The 26,868-nt window shown below is 57.5% G+C and carries 20 protein-coding genes; 13 read left to right on the top strand and 7 right to left on the bottom strand.

The genetic code is table 11. The features are described from left to right. Positions 1-37 precede the first annotated feature (37 nt). Positions 38-1,114 (top strand): oxidoreductase, encoded by a 1,077-nt coding sequence (locus tag AB4Y89_RS21385; protein WP_442302970.1) that lies wholly within the window; start codon positions 38-40, stop codon positions 1,112-1,114. Here AB4Y89_RS21385 and AB4Y89_RS21380 read toward each other — a convergent pair. Next, positions 1,053-1,718 (bottom strand): DUF998 domain-containing protein, encoded by a 666-nt coding sequence (locus AB4Y89_RS21380; protein WP_442302969.1) that lies wholly within the window; start codon positions 1,716-1,718, stop codon positions 1,053-1,055. The two genes, AB4Y89_RS21385 and AB4Y89_RS21380, sit on opposite strands and share 62 nt — an antisense overlap. A 318-nt stretch (positions 1,719-2,036) precedes the next feature. Here AB4Y89_RS21380 and AB4Y89_RS21375 point away from each other — a divergent pair, with 318 nt between their 5' ends. Beyond that, on the top strand, positions 2,037-3,020 hold the full coding sequence (locus tag AB4Y89_RS21375; protein ID WP_442302968.1) for a 3-keto-disaccharide hydrolase: 984 nt from the start codon (positions 2,037-2,039) through the stop codon (positions 3,018-3,020). Between the two features lie 280 nt (positions 3,021-3,300). On the opposite strand, the gene AB4Y89_RS21370 is transcribed toward AB4Y89_RS21375, so the two are convergent. The 3 genes from AB4Y89_RS21370 to AB4Y89_RS21360 all read right to left on the bottom strand — a co-directional run bounded on the left by AB4Y89_RS21370 (position 3,301) and on the right by AB4Y89_RS21360 (position 4,924). After that, on the bottom strand, positions 3,301-3,840 hold the full coding sequence (locus AB4Y89_RS21370; RefSeq protein ID WP_442302967.1) for a YcxB family protein: 540 nt from the start codon (positions 3,838-3,840) through the stop codon (positions 3,301-3,303). Then, entirely contained in the window at positions 3,833-4,198 is a 366-nt protein-coding gene (locus tag AB4Y89_RS21365) for a VOC family protein (protein WP_442302966.1), read from the bottom strand. The genes AB4Y89_RS21370 and AB4Y89_RS21365 overlap by 8 nt, the downstream gene beginning before the upstream one ends. 231 nt (positions 4,199-4,429) lie before the next feature. Further along, positions 4,430-4,924 (bottom strand): YkgB family protein, encoded by a 495-nt coding sequence (locus tag AB4Y89_RS21360; protein WP_442302965.1) that lies wholly within the window; start codon positions 4,922-4,924, stop codon positions 4,430-4,432. A 112-nt stretch (positions 4,925-5,036) separates the two neighbouring features. On the opposite strand from AB4Y89_RS21360, the gene AB4Y89_RS21355 reads away from it, so the two are divergent. The 5 genes from AB4Y89_RS21355 (at position 5,037) to AB4Y89_RS21335 (ending at position 10,840) form a co-directional block, all read left to right on the top strand. Beyond that, on the top strand, positions 5,037-5,870 hold the full coding sequence (locus AB4Y89_RS21355) for a cupin domain-containing protein (RefSeq protein WP_442302964.1): 834 nt from the start codon (positions 5,037-5,039) through the stop codon (positions 5,868-5,870). A gap of 59 nt (positions 5,871-5,929) precedes the next feature. Next, entirely contained in the window at positions 5,930-7,156 is a 1,227-nt protein-coding gene (locus AB4Y89_RS21350; protein ID WP_442302963.1) for a glycosyltransferase, read from the top strand. Positions 7,157-7,253: 97 nt separating this feature from the next. After that, the gene (locus tag AB4Y89_RS21345; protein WP_442302962.1) at positions 7,254-7,499 is read left to right on the top strand and encodes a hypothetical protein; all 246 of its coding nucleotides are present in this window, start codon (positions 7,254-7,256) and stop codon (positions 7,497-7,499) included. A gap of 563 nt (positions 7,500-8,062) precedes the next feature. Beyond that, entirely contained in the window at positions 8,063-10,060 is a 1,998-nt protein-coding gene (locus tag AB4Y89_RS21340; RefSeq protein ID WP_442302961.1) for a SpoIIE family protein phosphatase, read from the top strand. A 114-nt stretch (positions 10,061-10,174) separates the two neighbouring features. Beyond that, a complete protein-coding gene (locus tag AB4Y89_RS21335) occupies positions 10,175-10,840 on the top strand; it encodes a hypothetical protein (RefSeq protein WP_442302960.1) in 666 nt (221 codons plus the stop codon). 136 nt (positions 10,841-10,976) lie between these two features. Here AB4Y89_RS21335 and AB4Y89_RS21330 read toward each other — a convergent pair whose 3' ends face one another. Then, on the bottom strand, positions 10,977-14,090 hold the full coding sequence (locus AB4Y89_RS21330) for a TonB-dependent receptor domain-containing protein (RefSeq protein WP_442303006.1): 3,114 nt from the start codon (positions 14,088-14,090) through the stop codon (positions 10,977-10,979). Between the two features lie 570 nt (positions 14,091-14,660). Between AB4Y89_RS21330 and AB4Y89_RS21325 the strand changes: the two genes are divergently transcribed. Next, positions 14,661-15,026, top strand: a complete 366-nt coding sequence (locus AB4Y89_RS21325; RefSeq protein WP_125487364.1) for a PadR family transcriptional regulator — start codon at positions 14,661-14,663, stop codon at positions 15,024-15,026. Continuing rightward, positions 15,023-17,650, top strand: coding sequence for an ABC transporter permease (locus AB4Y89_RS21320; RefSeq protein WP_442302959.1), 2,628 nt, complete (start codon positions 15,023-15,025; stop codon positions 17,648-17,650). Before AB4Y89_RS21325 ends, AB4Y89_RS21320 begins: the two co-directional genes overlap by 4 nt. 186 nt (positions 17,651-17,836) lie before the next feature. Here the strand turns inward: AB4Y89_RS21320 and dgoD are convergent, their stop codons facing one another. Further along, positions 17,837-19,243: a galactonate dehydratase gene (gene dgoD / locus AB4Y89_RS21315; protein WP_442302958.1), complete on the bottom strand. Its 1,407-nt coding sequence runs from the start codon at positions 19,241-19,243 to the stop codon at positions 17,837-17,839. 187 nt (positions 19,244-19,430) lie between these two features. Then, positions 19,431-20,210, bottom strand: a complete 780-nt coding sequence (locus AB4Y89_RS21310; protein ID WP_442302957.1) for a biopolymer transporter Tol — start codon at positions 20,208-20,210, stop codon at positions 19,431-19,433. A 274-nt stretch (positions 20,211-20,484) separates the two neighbouring features. Here AB4Y89_RS21310 and lepB point away from each other — a divergent pair, with 274 nt between their 5' ends. The 4 genes from lepB to AB4Y89_RS21290 all read left to right on the top strand — a co-directional run bounded on the left by lepB (position 20,485) and on the right by AB4Y89_RS21290 (position 26,657). Continuing rightward, positions 20,485-21,291 carry a signal peptidase I gene (lepB, locus tag AB4Y89_RS21305; RefSeq protein ID WP_442302956.1) on the top strand — a complete coding sequence of 269 codons (807 nt, stop codon included), beginning with the start codon at positions 20,485-20,487 and terminating at the stop codon, positions 21,289-21,291. A gap of 126 nt (positions 21,292-21,417) precedes the next feature. Further along, a complete protein-coding gene (locus AB4Y89_RS21300) occupies positions 21,418-22,299 on the top strand; it encodes an ester cyclase (protein WP_442302955.1) in 882 nt (293 codons plus the stop codon). Between the two features lie 307 nt (positions 22,300-22,606). Further along, entirely contained in the window at positions 22,607-24,241 is a 1,635-nt protein-coding gene (locus AB4Y89_RS21295) for a hypothetical protein (protein WP_442302954.1), read from the top strand. Positions 24,242-24,485: 244 nt separating this feature from the next. Continuing rightward, the gene (locus AB4Y89_RS21290) at positions 24,486-26,657 is read left to right on the top strand and encodes an endo-1,4-beta-xylanase (RefSeq protein WP_442302953.1); all 2,172 of its coding nucleotides are present in this window, start codon (positions 24,486-24,488) and stop codon (positions 26,655-26,657) included. Positions 26,658-26,868 lie beyond the last annotated feature (211 nt).

The following is a 26,868-nucleotide window of genomic DNA, read 5'->3' as shown; positions in this document are numbered from 1 at the left end:
CCACGCATAGTGCACGATGGTAATGATGAGTGATTTTGTGAACGTTGGTCTTATCGGTTATGGATACGCTGGTCGTGTCCTTCATGCTCCTTTAATTCAGGCAATCCCCGGCCTGCGTCTCACTACCGTCGCCTCTTCCAAAGGAGATCAGATTCGCGAGGCTCTGGGAGACGTCCGTGTCTGCACGCCGCAGGAGCTGATTGCAGACGTACAGATTGACCTCGTGGTCATTGCCACGCCCAACACCGAGCACTTCCCGCTCGCAATGGCGGCACTCGAAGCCGGTAAACATGTCGTGGTCGACAAGCCCTTCACGCTCGATCTCGCCGAGGCTGAGAACCTGCGCGCCGCTGCTCTTCGCAAAGACCGTATGCTCACCGTCTTCCATAACCGCCGCTGGGAGAGCGAAGTTCTCGCCATCGACGAAGTGCTGCAGCGTGGCGTGCTCGGCCGCGTCGTGCAGTTTGACTGCCACATGAACCGCTTCCGTCCTGTCGTGCGCAAGCGCTGGAGAGAGGACGCCGGCCCGGGCGCGGGACTATGGTTCGATCTCGGCCCACACATGATCGATATCGCGCTGCACTTCTTCGGCCTGCCGCAGCAGATCACTGCTTCGTTCGCGATTCAGCGTGAAGGCGGACAGACCGATGACTGGGCGCACGTCATCCTCAGCTATCCGGACAAGCGCATCGTTCTTGAAGCCATGAACGTTGCCTCAGGCTCACTGCCTCGCTCCATCCTCCACGGCATGCAAGGCACCTGGGTGAAGTACGGGCTCGACACGCAGGAGGCGCAGTTGCAGGCAGGCATGTCTCCTCTTGATCCGGCCTTCGGTATCGATCCTGTGCCCGCGGTCTTCTATGCCGGCACGGGTGAGACAGTGGAATACCCCACGCCTCGCGGCAACCAACTGCCGTTCTATGAAAGTGTGCGTGACGCGATCCTTCACCACATGCCTGCACCCGTCTCCGCGCGGGACGCCCTTGCCGTTATGGCTGTGCTTGAAGCCACCTTCCACTCCGGCGAACAGCAGCGAACGCTTCCGCTTGAATTCAAACTGCCGCAGGAGCCAGAGTGGGGCGAATCAGAACCGTACGCATACGAGAAGCAGTGATAAGCATCCATGAGAAAAGGACCAGGACAAATGCTCGATTGGTAATGCCGTAGGGAGCGCCTCGATGCAGCGTACGGAACTGGATAAAAAAGGCGATGAGCATGAGCGCGGCCCAAAGTATCGACTCCACGCGAAACGATCGCCAGCCAGGATGTTTCCAGTAAGCAACAGGTAAAAGTAGCGCAACGAGTATGCTGCCGCCAACGTTAATGAGGAAGCTGGCGGTATGGATATTGCCGGTGCGAGTATTTACGGTAGACTCCTCCAGGTCCGTGGGGAAGATCGCGGAGACGATCAAGCCGATGGATACCACCACAAGCAGTAATATCGCGATACGGGCGACCAGCGAACGCAGGCCGCTCCGGTGAAGTCCGATTGCCAATGAGAGATAGCCAAGGCTCATGGCCACGAAGACGGATTGCATCAACCAGCCAAAATGTCCGACCGCGTAATCACTGATCATGTGAGAGCGCGGGGTATAGTCTGGCCGCAGAAAATGCAATAAGGCCAGGGCTGCGAATGCGTACAAGATGAAGAAGGCGACCAGGTTCGGCCAGATTGTGCTCTCGGACCGAACAGGTGCGACAGAATTCTCCTGAGTCATAAGGCGTTCCAGATTGCATCGAGTTTTAGAGTGACGAGAGAAAGGCGGAACTCTCTCGCAAGTAGCTTACTTCGGCTCCGGCCCTTTGTCTTCAGAAGCTCTCCGTATCAACCGAAAGTTGAAATCATTCCTGCAAATTTGTAGCTAAAAAACCGATAAAACCCACTAGAGCATTTCTCCTGTTGCTGGGTATCCCGCGAGGAGCGTGCAGCGGCGTTTCATTGCGGAAAACGCCCATAGATGCATAAGCCCTGCTCTACACCCACAGGAGAAATGCTCTAGCGGCGGTAGCGTTACACTCATAGGGTGAAAACGAAGATGTTGTTTGCACCTCTCATGGCGATCGCGCTCGCCTCGACCGTCGCCGCGCAAGACACCAAAGCGTTTCTCGGCCGTTGGGATATGACCGTTACCCCCGCCACCGGCAAACCATATCCGCAGTGGATTGAGCTGACGGAGAATGGCGGCAAGATTGAAGGTCGCGTTCAGCCGAAGGGCGGCGGATGGCATCCGATCTCGGACGCCCACATCGAATCGGGCAAACTGATCGTGGGTGTAGGAGAAGCAACGAATTGGGAGCTCACCTCTCCCAGCGCAGGCAAGCTGACCGGCGTCGAGAAGCACGGCGCCACCGATGGCCCGGCGCTCGCCGGAGTGAAAGCGCCTTCGCTGGATCGGCCCATGCCGAAGAAGTGGACCAAGCCCACGCCTCTTTTCGACGGCAAAGATCTGAAAGGCTGGGAGCCGATCGGCAATGTCGACAACAACAAATGGGTCGCGCGCAATGGCGAGCTGGTGAATGACAACCCTGAAGTTCCCGGTCAAAAGACCCACGGTGCGGCCAACATCATGACCACCGAGAAGTTCCAGGACTTCAAACTGCATATCGAAGTGAACTGCCCGGAAGGTGGCAACAGCGGCATCTATCTGCGCGGCCGCTATGAGGTACAGGTCGGCACCGAAGGCGGCAAGCTGCCATCGCATGAGATGGGCGCCATCTACAGCCACTATCCTCCGCCGGCAGGCTCAGAGCTTGGTCTTGGAAAGTGGACGACCTTTGACATCACCCTGGTCGGCCGACATGTAACGGTGTTGCGCGATGGCAAGATGTACCACGACAATGTCGAGATTCCCGGCCCGACCGGCGGCGCTCTTGATAGCAACGAGGCCGAGCCGGGGCCGTTCTATCTGCAGGGCGATCACCACGGCGTCATCGCATACCGCAACATCACCATCTCCGTTCCGGCAAAGGCCTCGCCGGCCCCCCCGCGGTTCGAGCAGGCTTATCGATTCGCTCCGTAACAACGCTCCGAACCAGCCTTCAGGGCGTATCGATATCCGATTTGAGCTTCGTTAGGAATTTTGGGTATTCCGAACCCACCCTAACGTTGTGAGGGTGGGGCACCCGGGCAGAGACAAGGTGTCACGATTCTAAGCGCTGAAGGCGCGTTCTATACCAGCCTGGGGCAACGCCCCAGGTCTCAGTACCCAAAAGATGTTGAAGGGCTGAAAAGGCCCGCTCTATAGTTCAGTGTTCAGAGCCTAGACACCGCCCTTCATTTTCCATGGGCAGGAGACTCCTCTATCGTTCGCAATTCGGGGTCGCTCCACTCCACCGCAGGAGGAGTTCAACCTCTGCCTGACTAAGCGGCTCCTTCGGAACACGGACAAAGCCATTGGGAGATGGCAGGAAAACGTAAGCATCGGACATATCAATGCATTTTATGAAGGCGCTCCAGGCGAAATGCGCAGTCACTTGACCATTGCCTCGATCACTAAAGATACCCGATTCGTCGATGGTTAGGACCTGATCGTTAAGGCCCGCCTCCTCTTCCATAAAGATGGCCCTCAGACACTTTTCCCGGGTTCTTTTGGCAAGTAAACCAGAGAAAAGCGCGTACAGAACGTACACCACAACCATCGTATAAGTAGGCACGCGAATGGGCGGAACCTGTGGTGAGAGCCCCACAGCCAGACAGACAACGCCCAAAATCACATATTCCGGCCATGACCGTTTAGGCACCCTTTTCGGCTTCATCGCCACAACGGCCTGCAAGGTATCCCTGTACTGCTCAAAGCTGATTGTGGGACGGAAACGGATGATGTTTATGGCATCAGTCATTTGCAATAGGCTGCCAAAGCTCGATGCGATTTCCTTCCGGGTCAGTGACCCAGCCGAACTTTCCGAAGTCGTAGCTCTCGCGCTTTGGATCGACTGTGACGCCCGCGGCGGTCAAACCGTCCAACAGTCCATCCAGGTCATCCACCTGAAGATTGATCATCGCCTTCTGTTCCGGAGGGAAATACGCGCTGTCTTGCTTGAAGAAGGAGAAGACAACCCGCGGGTGTTGCGTCGGAGCGGGAAATCCGAACGCTCCATCAGCTTTCACCAGGCCGAGATGCTGCTCGTACCACTGATAGAGAGCCTTCGGATCATTTGCCCGCAAGAATGCTCCGCCAAAGCCGGTAATGGAAGCCATACAGTCTCCTATGAGGAACGCTTGTCCAGAGCTTACGTCTGGAGAACCACAGTGTATCGGACAGCTCGAATAGCACCCAATGAATTAAGGTGCATGGATATATTCGATACGGTCGCGCGCAAAGCGCGATACCCAGCGACCGTGTTTGCCCAGGACCCCATTCTTCGCGATAAAGCTGCGAAGAATGGAGCAACGAGTGTCTACAGCTTCCGACTTTATCGACCACTCTGGTTACACAATCTCCGCCGCAGGCGTCACTTTGGCAAGATCCTGTTTCAGCAGATAGAACGACACGGCCAGCAGAACTACATCCTTCATCAGAAAAGCCACATTACCAACCATCGCGGGAAAACCGCCTGCAGACGGAGCCCAGCCATCGGGCATGAACGGAATGATCGTCACCGTCGCAATGAAAGTGAACACCGATCCCAGAGCGCCCAGGATTCCCGCCTTACGGTTCCAAAACCCCGCCAGCAACAAGCCTCCAAACAGCCACTCGGAGACACCCAGAAAGTACGTCGAGCTTTTGATACCGAAGACCGCGTACATCCAGTAGATGAGAGGTCCGTGGGTGAAGAATGGGACTAATCCTTGTGCCTCGTACTCAAACCACTTCTGATACCCGAAGAAGAAGTAGATGATAACCATCGATGCGCGGATGAGATGGTTGTCGAGGTCTCCCTTTAGAAGACTTGATTTCGATAGAAGTCGGATAAGCGCGTTCATTGACCTTATTTCCAATCTCCGGCAGCGCTTCAGCGCCGCACGGGAAGCATCTATGGAGATAAGACAATACGGATTGGCATAACTAGTATCGTTGATATACCTTAGAGTCTCGATGGATCGCCTCGCGCCCTTTTTCGAACGGTTTTCCCTCACAGCCCGGATGTTTTATTCGGGAACCTTGTGCGGAAGCACGCCCGACCAGGCGAACGATCACGCCGGTTATCTTCATGTGCTCGGGAAGGGAACGCTGAAGATCTCGCGGCCTGGCGCCCGCAAACTGGTTATTGATAGGCCGAGCGTTATCTTTTTCCCGCGTCCCCGGCTTCATCGGCTTCACGGCCCAATGGAGGATGGCGCCGAGCTGGTATGCGCGACGATCGAATTTGGCACAGGAATGTTAAATACGCTGATTGCGTGTCTACCTGAGCCGCTCGTGGTCCCGCTTGATGCCCTTCCCGAACTTGCGCCGACGCTGCAGCTTCTGTTCACCGAGGCCGCCGCACAATCGCCGGGCCGTCAGGCTGCCCTGGATCGACTCTTCGAATATCTCTTTGTACTGCTGATGCGATCGGCAGCAAGTGCGCACATTGTTGAGAGCGGGATTTTGCCGGGGCTCAGTGATCCTCGTTTGAGCAGAGCCATCGAGGCCATGCATCAACGCCCCGAGACTTCGTGGTCACTCGAACATCTGGCTCAACTTGCCGGTATGTCCCGTGCTCGTTTCGCCGTCCATTTTCGGCAGGTTGTCGGTATGACTCCATTTGATTACCTGACCAACTGGCGATTGGGGATCGCGCAGACAATGTTACAGAAAGGTAACTCGCTGAAACTCATTGCGGCCGCTGTGGGATACGCCAATGCCCCGGCTCTCACCCGTGTCTTTACGCAACGTCTGGGCGTATCTCCTTCGGAATGGCTGGCTCGCAGCCGAATGCACAACGAGTGAACTAGGCCTCTCGCCGAGTCGTCCAGGCTGAGCGACAATTGCTTCGAAGGGGTTTTGTTATGAGCGCACCCACGATCGAACTTTCGATGATCGTGAAAAATGGCGGAAGCAGTCTGGCACGGTGTTTACAGAGCGCGCGGTCCATCGTGGATCGCATTGTTATCGGCGACACCGGATCCACTGACGACACCGCTGAGATTGCAAAGAGATTTGGGGCGACCTGGATGCCCATTCCCTGGAACGAGGACTTCGCCGAGGCCAGGAACCTTGTGCTGCAGCAGGCAACCTGCGACTGGATTCTTGTCCTCGACGCCGACGAGATGATGGACCCGGAAGGCGCCGAGCTTCTGAAGAAGCTGGTCGCAAAGACGGATATGGACGCCTTCGATGTCGTGCGATGGAACTACGTACGGCAGGCCAACAGTCGGAGCGGCGCGGAAGGGGCCTTAGCGAATCCGCGCATCCTTCCGGAATCGGCCCCCTTCCCTGCGTATGTCACCACCATCAATACCCGTCTGTTCCGCCGGAATCCTGAGATCCGCTTCGAACGGCCGGTGCACGAGACCGTTGTCTATCGCGTGCAGGAGCTCGGTCTCCCCATCGGCCAGGCGACGTTCGTGATCCATCACTTCGGGCTCGTCGACGATGAAGAAAGCGTTCGCGACGCCAAGAACGCGCTTTATCTGGAGATCAACAGACGGCATTTTGAAGCGTATCCAGAAGACAGCAGAACAGCCTACGAACTGGGCTGGGCCGAGCTCGAGTTCTCCAAGGACCCGCAGGCAGCCCTGGACATGTTAATTCGCGCCGTTCAGTTGGATGAATCCAACATGGACGCCGTCATCCTGGGCGGGGTTTGCTTGCTGCGCATGCAGCGGTACGAAGATGCGATCCAGCTGCTCTCACATGCCATGGCAAGGAACGTGACCAGCATCGTCCTGTACGAAACGCTCGGAGATGCTCGCCTGCACCTGCAGCAGTACGAAGAAGCGGCTCACGCCTACAACACGGCTCGCAGGCAGGGTGGAGCAACCGCGCTGATTTTGGCGAAATACGGAGTTTGCCTGATCCATCTGGGCAAGACGCAGGAAGGAATAGCGATTCTCCGCGAGGCTTGCTCGATGGAGCCCAAATATCCGGAGCTCCTGGATATCGTGATTGCCGGCGCGGTCACGATGAACGAACTGGCCTTCGCCGCGGAGATCGCACAACAACGCCTGGAGCTTCCAGGAGCGACCGACCTGCATCGCTCGATTGCGGACTATCTGGAAGTGGAGCAGGAATAGATCAGGGCTTCCGTCTCACCTGCCCGCCTGAGACTCATGGGCAGCACATCTCGCTCTGCCCGCATCTCAAGTTTCTGCAGAACGGAGGGCGATTGAGATGACCACAGCAGATCGCATCAAGCACGCAATAGCCATTACGCTGATCGGCGATGGAGTGGCTGCTGCATTGCATCCCACGCACGGTGGACAGTTCTGGAAGAAAGGTCCTGCCGGTTGGCGGCGCGGCATGCGCTGGTGTCAGCGCCCCCCCCACGCGACCCGCATGTTCGCAATCGCACAGGCCGGTCTCGCAACGATGTGGGTGCTGCATCACGAGCGCGGAGCCAGGAGCCTCTTTGGCTAAGCCCGTTGTTGCTCGTAGGACAGTGCATCTAGAGGTCCACCGCCGAAGCTGACCAAGTCCGTACAGATCCGCGAAAAGAAAACTGGTTGCGGCCGTAATTCCTGCGAGCGGCCACAGTTCTTCCTAACCCACCCTAGCGTTGCGAGCGTTCACCCCAACGAACAAGTTCGTCGAGGACTCCGAGGGTGGGCACCCGCTGGGTAAGCGCTGAAGGCCGGGGTCCCCAATGAACTTGTTCATTGGGGTGGAAAGGCGCGTTCTATACCAGCCTGGGGCAACGCCCCAGGTCTGATGGCCCCATAGAAATTAAAGGGCTGAAGGCCCGCTCTATAGAGCTTCAGTAAAAGCGAACTTGTCGATTTGCCCTGGCAAGGCTAATCCGACCGCATCACCTCCGATATGGCCGACGACAGTCGCTCGCTTGTGAACTCAGGCCTCCCGCATATAATTTCGTCGCTGCAAAATACTATGGTTAGAAAGATGGCCGAAGGCCTAGAGCAATCGCCGGCACATGGTCTGAACGCGGTTTCTCAAGATTCTGTCCTAACCCTGGAGACGTACAAATGAGACGCGCGTTGTTCTCTGTGCTGCTGGTGTCGTTCTTACTCTGCGCGGCCTCTGGTCTCCATGGCCAGACCTTCAACCTGCAAACCGGACGCGAACCCGTTGCTTCCCTCGATGGCCTCTGGCGTTTTCACACCGGGGACGATGTCGCATGGGCCGACCCTCATTTCGACGATTCGCAATGGCCCCTGCTCCGCTCCGATGAACAATCGAGCCAACAGGGTTATAAGAACTATGGAGGATTCGCATGGTATCGCTTCACCGTCGCGGTGCCTGATGGCAGCAGGAACTGGTCCATCTATTTAGGACCGATGGAAACCGGCTATCAGCTCTTCGTCGACGGACGTCAAGCCGGTTCTTTCGGCCCGATCCAAGGTTCCCTGAACTACGCCATCGCAAGCCGCGTCTTCGACCTATCCCCCGCCGCTTCTGGCCCGCGTACATTTCATATTGCCATCCGCACCTGGCACCTTCCCGTCTGGGCGGACTACGTGCCGGGAGGCTTCTATGGCAGCAGCTATTTCGGAGACTCCCGCCTCATCGCGCGACGCGCGGCGACGGATAGATCGCTGCAGTGGAACGGCCTCGTCGATGAATACACCTATGCCGTGCTCAGCACGCTCGTCGGCCTCGTCGTGCTCGTGTTGTTTTTCATCCGTCGTGAGGAACGTGAATATCTATGGTTCGCTCTGTTTCTCCTGGCGAACGCGGTCGACATTGGATTAGGCATCAGCAGAGATTTTGCTCTGATCCCTTTACCGGTCTTCGATTTTGTCGATGGCCTCGTGCGATTGGCCGCTCTCTTTGCCGCTCTGGCATTTTTCTCCGTCGTATTGCGCACCTCGCATTCCAGGTCCTGGTGGTTCGTTGTTGCCCTGTTGTTCATCAGCCCGCCAACGGTCGTGTTTCTTTACGTCTTCCATATCACGTCCGTGGCAATCGCCGGGTTGCTGGGCACGCTGGCCGCGCTCCCTGCCATCGTATGGATTTTCGTAATCCTACTTAAGCGTTCACTCCAACGTGATCGCGACGCGCTCATCCTGCTGGTTCCCACTCTTCTCTGGCAGGGATTTCCCTTAATCGACGACATCCTCCTCGTCACCTGGCAACTGGGCTGGCAGCGTTGGACGGCACGCTGGGTTTTCCCATTGCTAACCAAACCGTTCGTGCTGATGCCTGGTCCGGCCGTCGGCACAATCTTCATCTTTGCCCTGCTTCTATTTCTGATTCGGCGCTTCTCGCTCGCCCGGCGGGAAGAAATGCGCCTTGCGAGTGAACTCGAATCTGCCCACAGCATTCAGCGCACGCTCGTGCCGCCTATCTCTACTTCATTCGGCGGCTACGACCTGAATGGCCTCTCGCTGCCCAGCGAAGAGGTGGGCGGCGATCTGGTGGACTTTGTGCTGCTCCCTAATCGATCTATCCTCGCCTACGTCGCTGATGTCTCCGGTCACGGACTCCCGGCCAGCATCCTCATGGGCATGATCAAGACCGCGGTCCGCACCATCCTGCTCGAATCCTCGGATGACTCCGCTTCCCTTCTCGCCAGTCTCTGCGACCGTCTCAACCGCGCACTCCCTGCGGTGAAGGCGCCGCACATGTACGCAACCCTGTCCGCTATCTGTCTTGCACCCGATGGCCGCGTCCAGTACACCCTCGCCGGACACCCATCGATCCTCCACTACCGGGCATCCAACCGGACCGTGCAAGCGATCACCTGCCATCAACTCCCCGTCGGCCTGCTTCCGGTCGACGCATATCTCTCGCACTCCCTGCAAATGGAACAAGGCGATCTCGTCGCTATCGCCACCGACGGCATCCTTGAAGCTGCCAACGCCCAGCAGGAAGAGTTCGGAAGTGACCGCATCGCGGCGATCCTGACGCAGATGCCTGGGCAGGACCTTGCAAGCATTCGCGACAGCATCGTCTCCGCCGCACAGGCCTTTGGCAAACAAGCCGACGATCAGACGATCCTGCTCGTCCGCCGCGTTGAATAAACTCGCAGCACTCCTTCGGAGAACAGCCTCGGCACGGCGCTGGTTGCGAACTCAGCCTGCCCGCTTATAATTTCGTCGCTGCTGCAAAATGCCAATGATCGGAGATTCGAATCCATGATCCGCCAGGTGCTCTGGTTTTCTCTGTTACTGCTCCCATGTACGCAATTGGCCGCGCAAGGGGTCGCTGTCCCGGGCGATACCTGCAAGCCGGTGGGTGTGCGTACACAACAGGTCGGCTGCTGGATCCTGGCGGACAATCCCGTAGGTCAACTCACAAAGCCACAGGTCTTCTGGCATCTCGACGCCTATCCAACACGGCTCGCGGCAGAAGCAGACAAAGGACCACGAGGCACGGTGGTCGAGTCATTTGGCAAGGTGTGGCTGATGACCATCGAAGACGAGAAATGGAGATCGGCCCACGGAAATCGCATTTCCGAAATTGGACCGCTTCCGGTCGTGGCTGGAGAAAAATACTCGGCGCAGTTTATGGAAGCGGACTTCACACCGGGAATGACGGCGCCCTCACACCTTCACTCAGGCCCGGAGGCCTGGTATGCCGTAGGCGGCGAAACATGTCTGGAGACCTCCGATGGCCGCATGCAGATCAGCCGGGCAGGCGCCGCTCCCGTAATCGTTCCCATGGGATTATCGATGCACCTCACCGCGATCGGCACGGCAGAGCGCCAATCGATCGTGATTATCCTGCATCAATCATCACAGGTCCCAACCACGATGGTCCATGACTGGACACCAAAAGGTCTTTGCCAGGCAAGCAAGTAAGCGAACCGCGGCTGTCGCTACCGGGAAGCCGACTTGTCGGGGCGCTCGATAAGTTTTGCGTAACGTGTCGAGCTTTATCCATGCAGCAAGCAGAGGCATCCTGAAAATCAGGACGCCTCCCGTAGCTTGCCAGGGTTCAGAACAGGTACTTGATTGCCAGTTGTAGCTCGCGGTTATTCAAACGGGTTGAGGTGATCTGGCCGAAGGTGCCATCTCCCAGGTTGGAATCCGGCGTCGACCACTGCGGAGTATTGAAGGCGTTGAATGCTTCGAAGCGGATCTGAAGCTGATGGGCCTCATTGAAAGGCATTGCGACGTTCTTCATCACGGCAAGGTTTACGACATCGGTTGCAGGCGATACAAGAGGATTCCGCGTCGACGTCCCATAGTTCAACGTGCTGAGCGTAAACGCATCCGTATTGAACCAGTTGTCGATGGAACGATGTGCCACCGACAAAGTCGAACCAGGAACCCTGTCGGGACGTTGCCATTGGTTATCCGTATTCTGTCCGTCACTGCTCTGCAGGACATCGTATGGATTTCCGCTGGCAAGCTGTACCAATCCATTCAATGCCCAGCCGTCAGTTAACAGCTTTGCCGCCATCGCGTCGCTCTTGTTGAAAGCAGGAAGCTTCCACACGTAGCCCATGGATAGGTTGTGCCTCTGGTCAGTCGTTCCGCTTGCCCACTCATGCGGGTTGCGAGGGTTCTGACACCCGCAGCCGCCGCCATTCGTATCGAAGGCCTGGTTATCCAGCTCATGAGATAACGTGTACGCAGCCGTAAAGCTCAGCCCTTTGGTGAACCGATGCTCGAAGTGCATCTGCAAACCGTTGTAGTTCGATGCTCCATCGAAATCCTGATAGCGGATCCGAGCGAAGGTATTGTAGGGTCGTCGCCCCTGGACCGGATTGACCAGGTCGCCCGGCGCAGGCGAGTTGAAATTCTTGATACTGCTATCGATATGGCTGCCATTCACACCGACGTAGCTTACGTCCAGCACATTGGACCCGAACTGCTTTGAAACAGTCAGATTGTAGGTTTGCAGATAGAGGTCCGGGCGCTGACGATCCGCAGGGAGTGTTACCGCATTGAAGTAAGGGTTCGCGGGATAGAGCGAGGCCGGCACAGGGTTCTGAATCGTCGCAACCGGATTGCTGCTGGGATTGGTTATGGTGAGACTGCCTGCCGTCGGAGGATTCAGCTGCAGGATGTTGATATTGTCGAACTGGCCGCCATAGTAGAAGACTCCGTATCCACCGCGAACCACCATCGTAGGCGTCACGCTGTAGGCAAAACCCAGTCGCGGGCCGAAGTCTTTATGGGTGATCGACCAGATGCTGTTCAACCGTTGGCCCGGAGCCGGCGTGAATACCGGAACGGCGCCACTGAAGTCGAGCGTACGGCTGACGTTGTTCACGTCGACTGGCGGAGCGAACAGGTCATAACGGACGCCAAGATTGATTGTCAGTCTTGAGTTCACACGCCAGTTGTCCTGCGCGTAATAAGCGGATCGCCATTGCCGGGCTTTTGTGATCGGAACGCCTTCAGGAGTAAGGCTGGTGCGTGGGAAACCAAGCATAAAGTCCGCAGCAGGATCCCCGGTGATATCTCCTGTGAAGTCCATCTCTCCAAATGGCGTGTTGTTCGTCGTCGCGTCGTCGAGCACATAGCGGATGTCGGTGCCGAAGATCAGTGCGTGTTTGCCATGGGTCCACGTGAGATTGTCGGCAAGCTGATAGGTCCGGCTGTAATCAAGGTTCGATGCTGCGAGGTCGTCACCCATGCCCAGATATCCAGCGATATTCAGAATGGGGAAGCCTTCTTCATTGGGATTCAGAGGCCGGCCATTCGGTCCGCCGACTTTGAATCCATTGATCCCTAGAGATTCAACCGTAAAACCTGTACCGGTCCGCGTGCCCGACTGCTTCACGTGTTCGAGGTTCGTGCCGGCGCGAAGCTCATTGAGCAGCTTCGGCGAAAAGACATGGAGATATTGCAGCGCAACGTTGTGGATGGGATATGTACCGGTGAAGTGAAAGTTGGGATTCACATCAGTCACCGGAAAGTCGCGGATGGCATAGATGTAATGGAGAAATACCTGGTCGCGATCGCTGAACTTGTGATCGAGCCGAACGATACCCTGGTTTACACTCAACCGGCCAGAGTTGACCCCAGCGTAGTTCGTACTGCCACTGCTGTTTGGCAGGGGCATATACGTGTTGATGATGTTCTGGGCTACGGCATTCACTGGAATCTGGTTGTTTGGGTATGGGTTACCCGTAAACGGGTTAATGATGGGAGTCGACGAGGCGGAAAAGTCTCCTCTGCGCTGCGCCGGCGTCAGAACATTCGCCGTCGATGGAAACTCCTCAACGGAGCGAAGGCTTTCATAACTGAGAAAGAAAAAGGTATTGTCCTTGATGATCGGACCGCCAACTGTTGCTCCAAATTGATTCTGCTTCAAGACATTTTTCGAAAGCGGAGCGGGGCGAAAGTAGTTACGCGCATCGACCGCATCGTTACGAATAAATTCGAACGCGCTGCCATGGAATTTATTCGTTCCCGACTTCAACTGGATATTTACATTCGAGCCGGCACTGCCACCGTACTCCGCGGAGTAGTTGCCGGTTTGCACGGTGAACTCTTCGATTGCGTCGATGGAAGGATAGAGATTCACATACGCATGCCGATTGTTCACCATCGTGATGCCATCGACGTTGATCTGTCCCCAGGTCGAGCGGCCCCCATTGGATGATATGGCGGAACCGTCGGTACTCGAGGAATGAAGATCGGGGTTGTAGACACTCACACCCGGAGTCAACACGGCAAGATCATCGAACTTCCTTCCATTCAAAGGAAGATTCTGGGTTCGCTCTGTATCGATCACTGCGCCCAGCGAGGCATTCTCGCTCTGCAATAAAGGCTGACTGCCTTCGACCTGCACAGTCTGCTCCGCTGCGCCGGCACTTAACGTAAAGTCGATCTTTTCCTGTTGATTGAGAGTCAGAACGATCCCAGTCTTCTTTTGCCTTGCGAAGCCCTGAGCTTCAATCGCAACATCATAGGTTCCCGGAGCAAGATAGCGGACAGCGTACTGGCCTTCGCTACCCGTGACTATGGCCTTTCGGGTTCCTGTTGCCGAAGAGGTGATCGTGATTGTCGCTCCAGGCAAGACTGCGCCTGAACTATCCGTGGCCGTTCCCAGAATGCCAGTGTCAAAGGATTGACACAAAAGCGGACAGGCCATTGCAAAACATAGTATTGTCGCCAGAAAAGCGAGACGGGTACGCATGGGGGAGACCCTCCTGAGCATTGAGTTTGCGTTCAGAGATGGGGAAGCAACGCTTCAGCGCGGTACGATGTCTACGATTTCAACTATTACGGATCTGTTACGACGATGCGCGATTATAGCCATGCCTCGGTCATGCGGGGACAGGGGCAAATGCCCTAGTAAAAACTAGGAAATTCTTGCTTATAAATTTTGTTGATCAATAGGTGAAAGTAATTTTTCGCCGGTGACACGGCAGATCCACGGCCCTTTGCCTCGACCTTGATAGAAAAGTGATTCGGGCTCGGATAAGAACTAGTTCAACACACCCGCTGACAAACGTACTCCAGGTCCGCTTCTGTAGACCCATCCCATTTGGGGTGATGACAACAGGGCTTACCACTCATTGAATCGGAGCTGCGATATTTCGATGATTGCCGATGAGAAACGCGCAGCAGCAACAAAGAAACTCATTCGGAGTTGAGCGTCGCTAGCTGTACAAAATGAAGTAGACGATCTACCTCCAATGGGAGTAGTGTGTCTACATCCATGAACGAAAGAAGCCAATATAAGAACCGAATCGAGCTGCTACAGGGAACACTCGACATGCTTATTCTTCAGACTCTGCAATGGGGACCGCAGCACGGATACGGAATTGTCCAGGCTTTACGTTTGCGATCCGGGGACGTGCTTCAGGTGGAGACCGGATCACTGTATCCGGCTCTCCATCGATTGGAGCGTCAGAGCTGGGTGCAGTCTGAGTGGAAACAGTCGGAGAGCAAGCAAAAAGCCCGCTATTACCGAATCACGGCCAAGGGGAAAAAGCAGCTGGCCTCAGATCTGGGCCGATGGGAGCGGATTGTTGAAGCGATTGGGTCGGTGATGTACGTCAAGCCGGAGGAGAGTGAGTCATGAAGTGGTTCCCGAGCTTCGGTTTTCAGTGGCGCAAGCGCGAATTGCAGGAAGAGATTGATGCACACCTGCAGATGGCGATTGCAGATCGAGTAGCGCGAGGGGAAACGGCGGAGACAGCGCGACGAGCAGCAGCGCGGGAGTTTGGAAGCGTTCCTTTGGTGCAGGATGTGACGCGCCAGATGTGGGGCCAAGCCTGGCTTGACCAACTAGGCCAGGATGTCCGTTACGCGCTGCGGCAACTGCGCAAGAGCCCCGGCTTTACGATCACCGCTACGGCCATGCTGGCAGTAGCTATCTGCGCCAACAGCACCGTATTCAGTTGGATCGACGGCACCATGTTGCGTCCGATTCCGGGCGCGAGAGACACGGGCGAACTCGTAAGCCTGCAGCGGGGAGAACGGAACTTCTCGCCGACTCCGCCTTTCTCCTATATCGACTATCGCGATCTGCGCGAGCAGAACCACGCCTTTGCCGGAATACTTGCCTATCATAACGATTGGATTGCGCTGACTGGCGGCGCACAGCCGGATCGTGTCTATATAGCGAATGTGTCGGCTAATTATTTCGATGTGCTCGGCATCAAGCCAACGCTGGGGCGATTCTTTCTGCCGGACGAGGAGGCCCGTGCGGTACCCAACGTGGTCCTGGGCTACGCGCTCTGGAAGACGCGTTATGGCAAAGACCCGGCAATTGTGGGCAAGTCGATCGAGGTCGCTCGGCATCCGGTGACGGTGATCGGTGTGGCGCCGGAGGGGTTTGTCGGAGCAGCTCCCGGGCTGCTTGACGATCTGTGGGTAACGCTCGATCCCCTCGGGACGGATGTGTGGCGAATGACCCATCGCGACTCGGACTGGCTGATCTTAGTAGGAAGATTGCGGCCCGGCGTGAGCCGTGGCCAGGCAACCCAGGATCTCGATACCTCGATGCACCATATTGTAGTGGCGTATCCGGACCAGCATCTCGGCGATAACCGGATCACGCTCGATCCGATGTGGCGTTCGCCATTCGGCGCCAACGGATACATGGCGGCGACGCTGCCCATTCTGCTGGCCTTCGCCGGCGTGGTGCTGTTGTTGACCAGTGCGAACGTGGCCACGCTCACGCTGGTGCGGTTTGTATCCCGGCGGCGTGAGCTTGCCATCCGGCAGTCGCTCGGGGCCAATCGCATGCAACTGGTGCGGCAGATGATGCTGGAGGGCGCTGTGATTTCCATCGTCGCGGGAGCCGTGGCCCTTGTATTGACATGGTGGACATCGAAAACATTTGCGTGGTTCTTTCCAGTGAACGCAGTTCCCCTCGCACTGAACGGGAACGTGGACCATAGGGTGGTGATCGGGATTGCGGTATCTTCTCTTTTGGCAGGCATGCTATGCGGCGCGCTCCCCGCCTGGCGATCCTCTCACGCGCCGGCCATTGAGGTACTCAAGGCAGAGTCTGCAAGTATCTCCGGCGGCTCACGCAACCGGAAATTGCTCAGTGGGCTGGTGGTGGCGCAAATCGCGCTTACCCTTCCGTTGCTGTTGTGCTCCGGGCTATTTCTGCGAACGCTGCGGAATCTCGCCGCGGCGAACCCCGGCTTTGAGCAAGACCACGTTCTCACTGCGTCCGTTGGGCTGAATATCGCCGGCTACAGCAACGATGAGGCAAAGTTGATCCGTCGCAAGATACTTGATCGCGTGTCGGCACTGCCCGGCGTGGAGGTTGCGTCTCTTACCGACTGGATTCCGATGACCCTGATTCAAAAGAGAAACGATGCGTATCCGGAAGGGTATGTGCCGCACCCTCATGAATCTCTGCTGGTGCAGAATGCCGAAGTGGGACCGCGGTATTTCGAATCCCTTCATATACCCATCTTGGAAGGACGCGAGTTTACGCCGGAGGACGATGAAAGGGCCCCGAGGGTACTCATCGTGGATCAGACCGCGGCGAGGCGCTACTGGCCGGGACAGGATCCGCTGGGAAAGAGGCTCAGGATTTGGGGCAGCCTTTTCACGGTTGTCGGCGTGGCGAGGAATTCAACCCATACTTTCGTGAATGAGTCACCCGAGCCTATGGTCTATATGAGTTATTTCCAGCAGCCGGGGTACGAGACGATGGTGCAGGTGAAAACCGAGGGTAATCCCGTCGACCTGGAGCCAATGGTGGAAAACGCCATCCATGGGATCGATTCGCGACTGCCGGTTTTCGATGTGCGTTCCATGCGGGAGAGCACCCAGATGGCCAACATTTTCGCCGTCATCGAGAGCACCCTGGCGGGGATGTTCGCGCTGATTGGGCTGGTTCTTGCCATAACCGGAATCTACGGCGTCGTGGCATATCGAACCCAGTTGCGAACCCACGAGATCGGGATACGAATGGCTCTAGGTGCTTCACGGGTGGACGTGCTGAGACTCGTGCTGGTGCAGGGATTGTGGCTCACAGGCATTGGGCTGGCACTGGGACTAGCGTCCGCGTTGGGACTGACACGTGTCATCGGCCGGATGTTGTATGGAATCGGAGCCAACGATCCCATCACCGTCGTTTCCGTCGTTATGCTTCTGGGAGCAATGTCATTGTTAGCATGCTACCTTCCCGCACATCGAGCGATGCGCCGGAACCCGGTGACCGCAATTCGAGAATTGTAAGCTGCAGTTCAGATTCGACGCGAATTGGACGGATTCGGGGTATGCGTGGCAAGCAGCAGGCGCAAAGCTTAAAAAGGCTTGAGGAGCAGGTTGGGCTGACCTTTTTTCACAGCGCCACGCCGCTATTGAAGTTTTGCGAGAAGTTAAAGAGGAAGGCCCCTGCTGATTTATGGAACATCACAAATCTCAGTGGTCGCGTACGGAGCCGTCTGTCGCATCCCACATCTCCGGGAACTTCCATTCCGGGATACCGCGCTCATTGTCGATGAGGTTGTCATCCAGCTCGATGCCGAGCCCCGGCCCGTCCAGATTGCCCTTCAGGACAATGTTGCCCTCGGTCATCACGAATGGCTTTTTGATGTAGCTCTTCCCCATCGGGCTGCGCTGCACATTGGGCGGCCCTCCCTTTACCGCCTGCAGCGACGGCACCTCATGCGCGAGGAAGTTCGGGATCGACGCCGCCACGTGCATCGAGGCGGCAAAGCCCACCACTCCTTCCTTCGAGTGCGGCAGCATATCGGCATAGAAGGCCTCCGCGAGCGTGGCCACCGCCTTCAGCTCGGTGATGCCGCCCACATGCGTAACGTCCGGCTGCAGCAGTTGCGCCGCGCCGGCTGTCAGCAGGTCACGGAACTGCCACTTCGTCACCATGCGCTCGCCCGTGGCGAAGGGGAACACCGTCTTCTTCGCCATCTCTGCCATCAAAGGCAGGTTCTGGAACTGGATCGGCTCCTCATAGAACCAGGGGCGGAAGGGCTCGAGCGCCTTGATGATCTCCATCGCGGCGGGCGGCTCATGCTCGCCGTGCATCTCGATGCCCAGGTCGAAGTCGGGACCGACGAGCTCGCGGATCGCCTTTACCTTTTCGACAAAGCCGTCGATATAGTACGGGTTCTCGGACGAGCGTGACAGCCGGCCTCGTGTGGACGAGACGCTGGTCTTCATCGACCGGTAGCCCTGGGCGAGCACGTGGGTTCGGGTTTCTTCGACGCTCTCGGCCTGGCCGTAGCACTTGATGCGGTCCCGCGTTGGGCCACCCAGAAGGTCATAGATTGGAACTCCCAGCGCCTTGCCCTTGATATCCCACATCGCGATATCGACCGCGCCTAGCGCGGAGGTGAGGACGATATCACCGCGATAGAACGCGTGCCGGTAGATCGCCTGCCAGTGGTGTGCCGGCCGGCGTGCGTCCTTGCCGATGAGGTAGGGCTCGATCTCCTTGATGGCGGCGGCCACCGTGGGGATGCGTCCCTCCACAGTGCCCTCCCCGATTCCGGTGATACCGGCATCGGTGTGCATCTTGATGAAGATGCTGCGCAGCGAGTTGACCGGGATGATCTCGAGTCCGGTTATCTTGATCTCGTCGCGCGGGTCGGCCAAAGCGGAGGCGTGGTTCACCGGCTGCGCGGCAAGGTTGCGCTCGCTCGCGAGCAAGCCGCCCAAGCCCATGGCGGCGGTTTTCATCCAGCTACGGCGTGACTGAGCCATCGGCGATTCCCTCGGTGTGATTCCAGAAAACGCTGGAGCATTTTTCCTGTAAGTGTAGTGTAGGGTTTCCGCATCTATGGGCGTTTTCCGCAATGAAAACGCCACTGTACTCCCCTCCCGGGATACCCAGCAACAGGAAAAGTGCTCTATCACCTGAGCCGTGAGAACGTCATCCTGCAGCGTATTGGCTTGTGGGGTCTGAGACCGCTTGCAGCCAGTAACGGATCAAACAATCGTGAGTAAGACAGAGCCGGCGCGGCGTAGCATAGTCGGTGAATTCCAGGCGAAACAGCTACTCGACCTTGCTTGCTTTATTTAGCAGCACCACGTGAGAGAAGACTCCCGTGTCGAGCGTGGTTGGGAGATGCGAACAGAAACCGATGCCCACATAAAAAGGTGCGTCGAAGTGCATTGTCAGCGGAGGCCCAAGCGGGTGCATCGGTTCACCCTTAATCGACGCGTAAATCGTGATCTCATCACCCTTCTTCRTGATCCCGATCCGCTGAGCCATCACTCCGTTGAGGGTGCCGCCAAAACGATATTCCATGTCCCTCATCTGCGCGCCTTTTTCCGGACGATCGGCTAAGTGAATCATGCCGGTGCCGTGCATACCGACCATGGCTTCCTTCGAGTCGTCCTCAAGTGTCTGCCGGACTACCAGCACAACCTTGCGATCGCCGTAGCCACCAGCCTTCGGAAAACTGGTATTCGCCGCAAGAGATACATCGCCCGACATCTTCTTGAAGAGAAAATGGAACTCGTCGCGCTGGTACCAAATGTTGTATCCGGCCGAGGTCACCGTATATTGCCCGATGGATTTGTCGTATCTGCCGCTGCCTTCCACAAGCGCACCGCCCACGTCCGCCTGCCCATCGAAGATGCCGATGGGCATCTTGTCGATCCGGCTGGATCGGTGGAAATCGGAAGGTGGAGGCACCTGCTTATGCGTCGCCGAGCCGGGCAGCGCCCAGTCCGGCACCCCTTCCGGCGCCTGCGGTTGCTGTGCTGTCGACAGAAGGCTGAGTGCTCCTATGAGTAATGCAGATGCAGCGCAAAAAGCATACTTTCTCATCGAACGGCACTTTAGCAGATGGTGGTGACAGATGTAATAAGTCCTCATAGTGTCGGCTTGTGTTTACCTATCGCCCCCAAGTCTTCGCTGGGGAAGAACAGGCCGATACACTCATTGACCCTTGACCGGGTTCGATTACTTCTGGGAAGAGTCGTTTATCAGGAGTAATCCGCTGAAGTTGCCGAAAACTAAAACTTTCAGGGAGTCTACAATCGTAGCAAGCTGCTCTGGGATTGAGCTGTAGAATTAGGCGTTCTCTGACGAGGTCTACTCATTGGCTCAAGGTAAAGACAATCAGAATGTATCTAAGGGAATCAATGCCAATAAGCATCGCGAGACGCGCTTAGAGTCACTCTCGTCGATCTGTGTTGTTCTAGTTATCGGTCTGTTCACTATGAGCGGTCTAGCTCAGAATTTTGTGATCCCTTCCGGCTCAATGGAAAAGACGTTGCTTGTTGGCGACCATGTCGTCGTGGATCGTATGACCTTTGCTCCTCCAACGAGATGGGCCCCGTTCGTCCACTCTCGAGAGCCCAGGCGCGGCGACATTATTGTGTTTTTGAAGCCTAATCCCGAAACGCCCGATCTAATCCTGGTCAAGCGCCTGATTGGCCTACCCGGGGATCGCATTCGTTTGGATCACGGAATTGTCTATCTAAACGGGGTACGCCAAAATGAGCCGTACGCTATCCTGCCTCACCTAAGCGAAGACCCTGAGGACCAATATTCGCCTTCACGCGATGATTTTCCCGCTCTCGGTGCTCCGGAAGGTGCTACGGCCGTCTGGTCGGAGGAGCTGGCATCTCATATTGCTGACGGCAACTTGGTGGTTCCTGCCGGCAAAGTCTTCGCCATGGGAGACAATCGTAATCACAGCGCTGATAGCCGCTACTGGGGATTTGTTCCTCGCGAAAATATCCTCGGTCGGCCCCTTTTCAATTATTGGTCGTTTGATGCTGGGACTACAAAACCAGAGACACAGTCGATCAGCGTTGTCCAGCGTCTCGAGGCGTTCTTGACTACATCCATCCACATCTTTGACAGAACGAGATGGACTCGCACGGGACACCCGATTACATAAACGGCTAGACGATCCGCTATGTGCACGGTGAGCCTACCTCTCGTCCGAATTGGATCATCTTTCCTGGAATTGAAAGACTCGTTGACAATGTGGCATGCCTTCGCACCGCGGTGCTAGCATGCGTGCATGCCCCTGAATCCAGCAGAAGTCTTTCAGCACTATACCGACGCATGGAATCGGCACGATGCATCTGGCATTGTCTCCACATTCGCTGAATGCGGAACCTACACCGACCCAACGACCGCTGGTCCGCTTGCCGGAGCAGCGATAGCAGCCTACGCAGAATCCCTTTGGCATGCCTTCCCCGATTTGAATTTCGAAACGGTAAGTTTGACCAATAACGCTCAGGGATTGGTCTCAGCCGAGTGGCTCATGAAGGGGACCAACACGGGCCCCATGATGGGCCTGCCCCCTACGGGCCGTTCGATCGCGTTGGCCGGTGCCGACTTCGCTCGCATCGAAGGCGGAAAAATCCTTTCCCTGCAAGGATATTTCGATAGTGACGCCGTACCGCGCGCCTTGGGACTTGACATCATCGTGCAGCCCTCCGCAATCGGCCCTTTCGGGTTCGGCACCAGCGTTCGCGCAAGCAATGGAAGCACCGCCCTTCCCGGTGCGTTCAGTATCACCAACTTCTTTGCGCGCAATCCAGAGGAGGCCGCCGTCATGAAGGAAAGCGGCCGCAAGATAGCTATGGACATGCTAACCATGCCGGGGTTCATCAGCTTGGTCTCAGTTGTCGTGGGAGATTGCCTGATGACCATCACCGCTTGGGAGACCCTGGACTCCATGGCGCCCCTGATGAAACAGGGAGAGCATCGTTCTATGGTCAGCCGCTACTTTACCTCGGAATTCGGTCAGGGCGGAATGACCGGGGTGTGGGTTCCGGGCCGCCTCAATCCACGCCGCGTCCGCTGTCCTGGCTGTGACAAGATGACCCCTGTCGAAGCTCCGAAACAGAACTGCACCTGCGGCGCTGTACTCCCTGATCCACTTGCCTATTGGTAGCTAGATTCGCTCAATCACGCAGGCGGGTCGGAAGGCGTGAGTCGGTCTGCTGGAAAGCATCTGGAGTGACTTCTCTGATAAAGCGCGCCTCTCGTAAACGTGCCTGCCATTCAGCGCGGGATTGGTAACCGGAAGTCGGCTTCTCCTCAACTGACCTGGAGCGCGAGTTACCACGATTAGAGCTGTTGTCGCTCATCGCCTTATCCGCAGCGGTTGCAGATGCCTGCGGTTCACGTCCGCAGGTATATTGGTCGCCCGGGAGTGAATGATGATTAATCCTTCTGTATCGCGACGGAGAATGCTGCAGATGGCCGCAGCTTTTGCACCCACAGCCATGTTGCCTGCCCAGAGCACTCAGAGTGACGCTCAGACCGAGACCGACCTACGCCCTACGGTCTCCCGCGTTCACCCCGGCCCGTCCGGCAAGCTGGTCTACACGGCTGACGCACAGGGCAATACCATACCGGACTTCTCAAACGCCGGCTATGGCGGCGGGGGTGTGCCCATCCCTTTTGTGCCCACGCGTGAGACCATCTGGCCGGTTGCCGGTGACAACGCGGCCAACCTGCAGGCGGCTATCGAGCGCGTCTCTGCTCTTCCGCTGGACGCTGATGGATTTCGAGGAGCTCTGCTGCTGCGCGCGGGTCACTACCCACTGGCCACTCCAGTGAGCATCAAGGCCAGCGGCGTTGTGCTGCGCGGTGAAGGGATGGGGGACACGGGTACGATCCTGATCGGCACCGGGACCGGCCGCACAACCGACGCCACCGGTCCCGGCCGCGTACAACCCACGCTTGTCCGAATTGCAGGCAGCGCCGGCTGGATCCCCAGGGAAGACAGCAAGCAAGCGGTTACGGACGACTACACACCTGTGGGATCACATACCGTGCGCGTAGCCAATGCGCGGGGCTTCAAGCCCGGCGATACCGTCATCGTTCGCCGGATCGGCAACCAGGAATGGATTGACGCCATGGGCATGAATGGCGCCACGCCGCAGACGCGCTGGCGACCGTTCAACGTGGAGTGGGACCGCGTTGTCGTTGACGTGCGCGGGAACCTGATCACGGTCGACGCACCCATCACCTGTGCCATCGAAAAGAAGTGGGGAGGCGGCGAGGTGCTCAAGTACGAAGACAACGACCGCATCGCCAACGTGGGCGTGGAGAACATCCGCGCCATGTCAGAGTTTGATCCCACCAAGCGGACCAACGAGTACGGCAACATGGACCGCCCCGACTACAAGGGCGAAGAGTACTACGCCGACGAGGACCACTTCTGGAACTTCGTCACCATGGACAATATCCGCAACGGCTGGGTGCGCAATTGCACCGCTCTGCACTTTGCCAACAGCCTGGTGGGCACGCAGCGCGGAGCCAAGTGGATCACGGTGGAAGACTGCATCTCGCGCGAACCCGTCTCGCGCCGCATGGGCGCTCGCCGCTTCACCTTTGCCTTGCGCGGAGAGCTCACGCTGGTCCAGCGCTGCCACTCTGACAAGGGTCGCCACTCCTTCATGATGGGCCAGCCGACGTCCACGCTGAACGTGTATCTCGACTGTGCTGCCACCAATCCCTATTCGTCCAGCGAAACACACGAGCAGTGGGCCACCGGCGGTCTCTACGACAACGTGCACGCGCCGCTCACGGCCCGCTTCTGGAAAGACATCGTGATCGGCTGGGGCGGCGGCAATACCGTCTTCTGGAACTGCGTAGGTCCGTTCCTGGTGCAGAAGCCACCCACCGCACAGAACTACGCCTTCGGCCACATCGGTGTGGATATGATCAGCTACAACACTGCCTTCCAGGACCTGACCAAGGAGGGCGGCTACATCGAATCGCTGGACAAGCACGTATCTCCACGCAGCCTCTACCTTACCCAACTACGCGACCGCCTGGGCATGGCCGCACTCGGCAATGTAGCGGCACCGGGCCAGAAAGCCTAAACACCGCAGGCACATAAAAGGCGCACAGGGTTACCTGCCGCGCCGCCCCCTGCTTGAACGACGAAGCAGGCTAGGTGCCGAGAACGGCGTTTATGGGGAGTGATGCATGGTCTAAGAACGTTTATGTCTCTTCCTTCGTCTCTTTCCACAATAGATTTCGCACCTTGTTGGCCATGGCATTCCGCGACCAGGAATTGATATCTTTTTTACCGCCGAAGAAATCGTTTTCTCGCCGGAGCCACACATGAAACGTCTCGCCCTCGCCCTTCTCGTTGTTGCCGCCATTTCCGCGCACGCGCAGCCTCCGGCCCCAGCCACACCCACAACGCTCAAGGACGCTTACTCGCCCTACCTCCGCGTCGGCGCAGCGCTGAACAACGCTCAGTTTGAAGAGCGCGACCTCCTCACCAAGGACATCATCGCCGCGAACTTCAACACCATCAGCCCGGAGAATGTCCTCAAGTGGGAGGTCGTTCAGCCCGGCGTCGACAAGTACAACTTCGACCCCGCCGATAAATACGTCGCCTTCGGCGAGAAGCACCACATGTTCATCGTCGGCCACTGCCTCGTCTGGCATAGCCAGACGCCCAGGTGGGTCTTTGAAGACGCCGATGGCAAGCCCCTCACCCGCGACGCTCTTCTCGCCCGCATGCGCGACCACATCCACACCATCGTCGGCCGCTATAAAGGCCGCATTCAGGGATGGGATGTCGTCAACGAAGCCATCGCCGACGACGGCTCCATGCGCCAGTCCAACTGGTACAAGATCATCGGCGACGACTTCATCGCCAAGGCCTTTGAGTACGCCCACGAAGCCGACCCCGCCGCCGAGCTCTACTACAACGACTACTCGCTCGAAAACGAAGCCAAGCGCAAAGGCGCTCTCGCCCTCGTCAAAAAGCTGAAGGCAGCCGGCATTCCCATCAACGGAGTCGGCCTGCAGGGCCACATGAAGATCGACCGCCCCACCCCCGCCGTCGAAGCGCAAACCATCGAAGACTTCGCCGCCCTCGGCGTCCGCGTTAACATCTCCGAGCTCGACATCGACGTCCTCCCACGCACCAGCGTCCTCGACTCCGCCGACGTCTCCGCTACCGCCAAAGGCGACTCCAACTCCAACCCCTACAAAGACGGCTTGCCGGAAGAGATGCAGCAGCGCCTCGCCCAGCGCTACGCCGAGTTCTTCCAGGTCTTCCTCGAACACTCTAACCAGATGGGCCGCATCACCCTCTGGGGCGTCGACGACGGCCACACCTGGCTCAACAATTTCCCCACGCGCGGCCGCACCAACCACCCGCTCCTCTGGGACCGCCAGGGCAAACCCAAGCCCGCCTTCTTCGCCGTCCTCAAGACGGCCATCGACTGGAAGGCCGCCCACCGCGGCCCGGCGACCTCAACCACGCCTCGCCCCACCGGCATCGAGCTCGTCAAGACACTCACCAAGCCCAAAGGCTTCCGCGCTCCCATGGAGAAGGACTTCGGTGGCTACCTCCTCGTCTACTTCAAGGACCAGACGCAGGCCGCCTACCTCGCCGCCAGCAAAGATGGCTACACCTTCACCGACATCAATGACGGCCAGCCCATCTTCCTGGGCGCCGAACTCGCCGAGCAGAAGGGCGTCCGCGACCCCCACATCACCCGCGGGCCTGACGGAGCCTTCTATCTCGCGATGACGGACCTGCACATCTTCGGCCAGCGCGCAGGCATCTTCAAAACGCCCTTCCAGCGCCCGGTAGAGGAGTGTGGATGGGGCAACAACCGCGCTCTCGTCCTCATGAAGTCCTACGACCTCATCCACTGGTCCCACTCAGACTTCCGCGTCGACACAGCCTTCCCGGCACTCGGCAATATCTGCACCGCCTGGGCGCCGGAGACCATCTACGATCCCGCAAAGAAGAAGATGATGGTCTACTTCACCATGCGCTACGGCCCCAAGGGCAGCGACGTCTACTACGCCTACACCGACCCGGCCTTCACCAGGCTCGAAACCAAGCCGGAACTTCTCGCCCACACCGACGGCGCGGACGGCGACATCACGCCCTTCCATGGCAAGTACGAGCTCTACTTCGTATCAGACGCTAAGATTCGTCATGGCGTCTCCAGCACGCTGACCGGCGGCTACCAGATGGATCCGCAACGGATCGACCCCGAAAAAGTCTCCACCGAAGCGCCCACCACCTTCAAACGTCTCGGTACGGACAAGTACGTCCTCATGTATGACGTGTATGGCGCGCGTCCCAGCAACATGGGTTTCAGCGAAACAACGGACTTCCAGCAGTTCACCAACCTCGGCCGCTTCAATGAAGGCGTCATGAAGACCACAAACTTCACCAGCCCCAAGCACGGCGCAGTCACCTACCTGACGGCAGCAGAACTCAAAGCCATCGCAGATCACTGGCATGTGCCACTGCAATAGACAAACCGGGCACAAAATTGCTGGAGATCGGAGTCCGTACCGGAAGCTTTCCGGGGACATTGAACAATCGAACATTCCACATTGCCTGGGAGAACAAGAATCACGGTTCAGGAGTTTAGTTGACAGAGCGAGCCGACTCCGTTGTCCACTAACTGCGGATGGAACCGCAGGTTCAGTTCACGAATCCTTCCGTGTTGAACAACAATCATTT

This window comes from Terriglobus sp. 2YAB30_2, assembly GCF_052114765.1.
Lineage (GTDB): Bacteria > Acidobacteriota > Terriglobia > Terriglobales > Acidobacteriaceae > Terriglobus.
The sequence above is the reverse complement of the archived record's forward strand: the minus strand, read 5'-3'. Positions and strand labels throughout refer to the sequence as shown.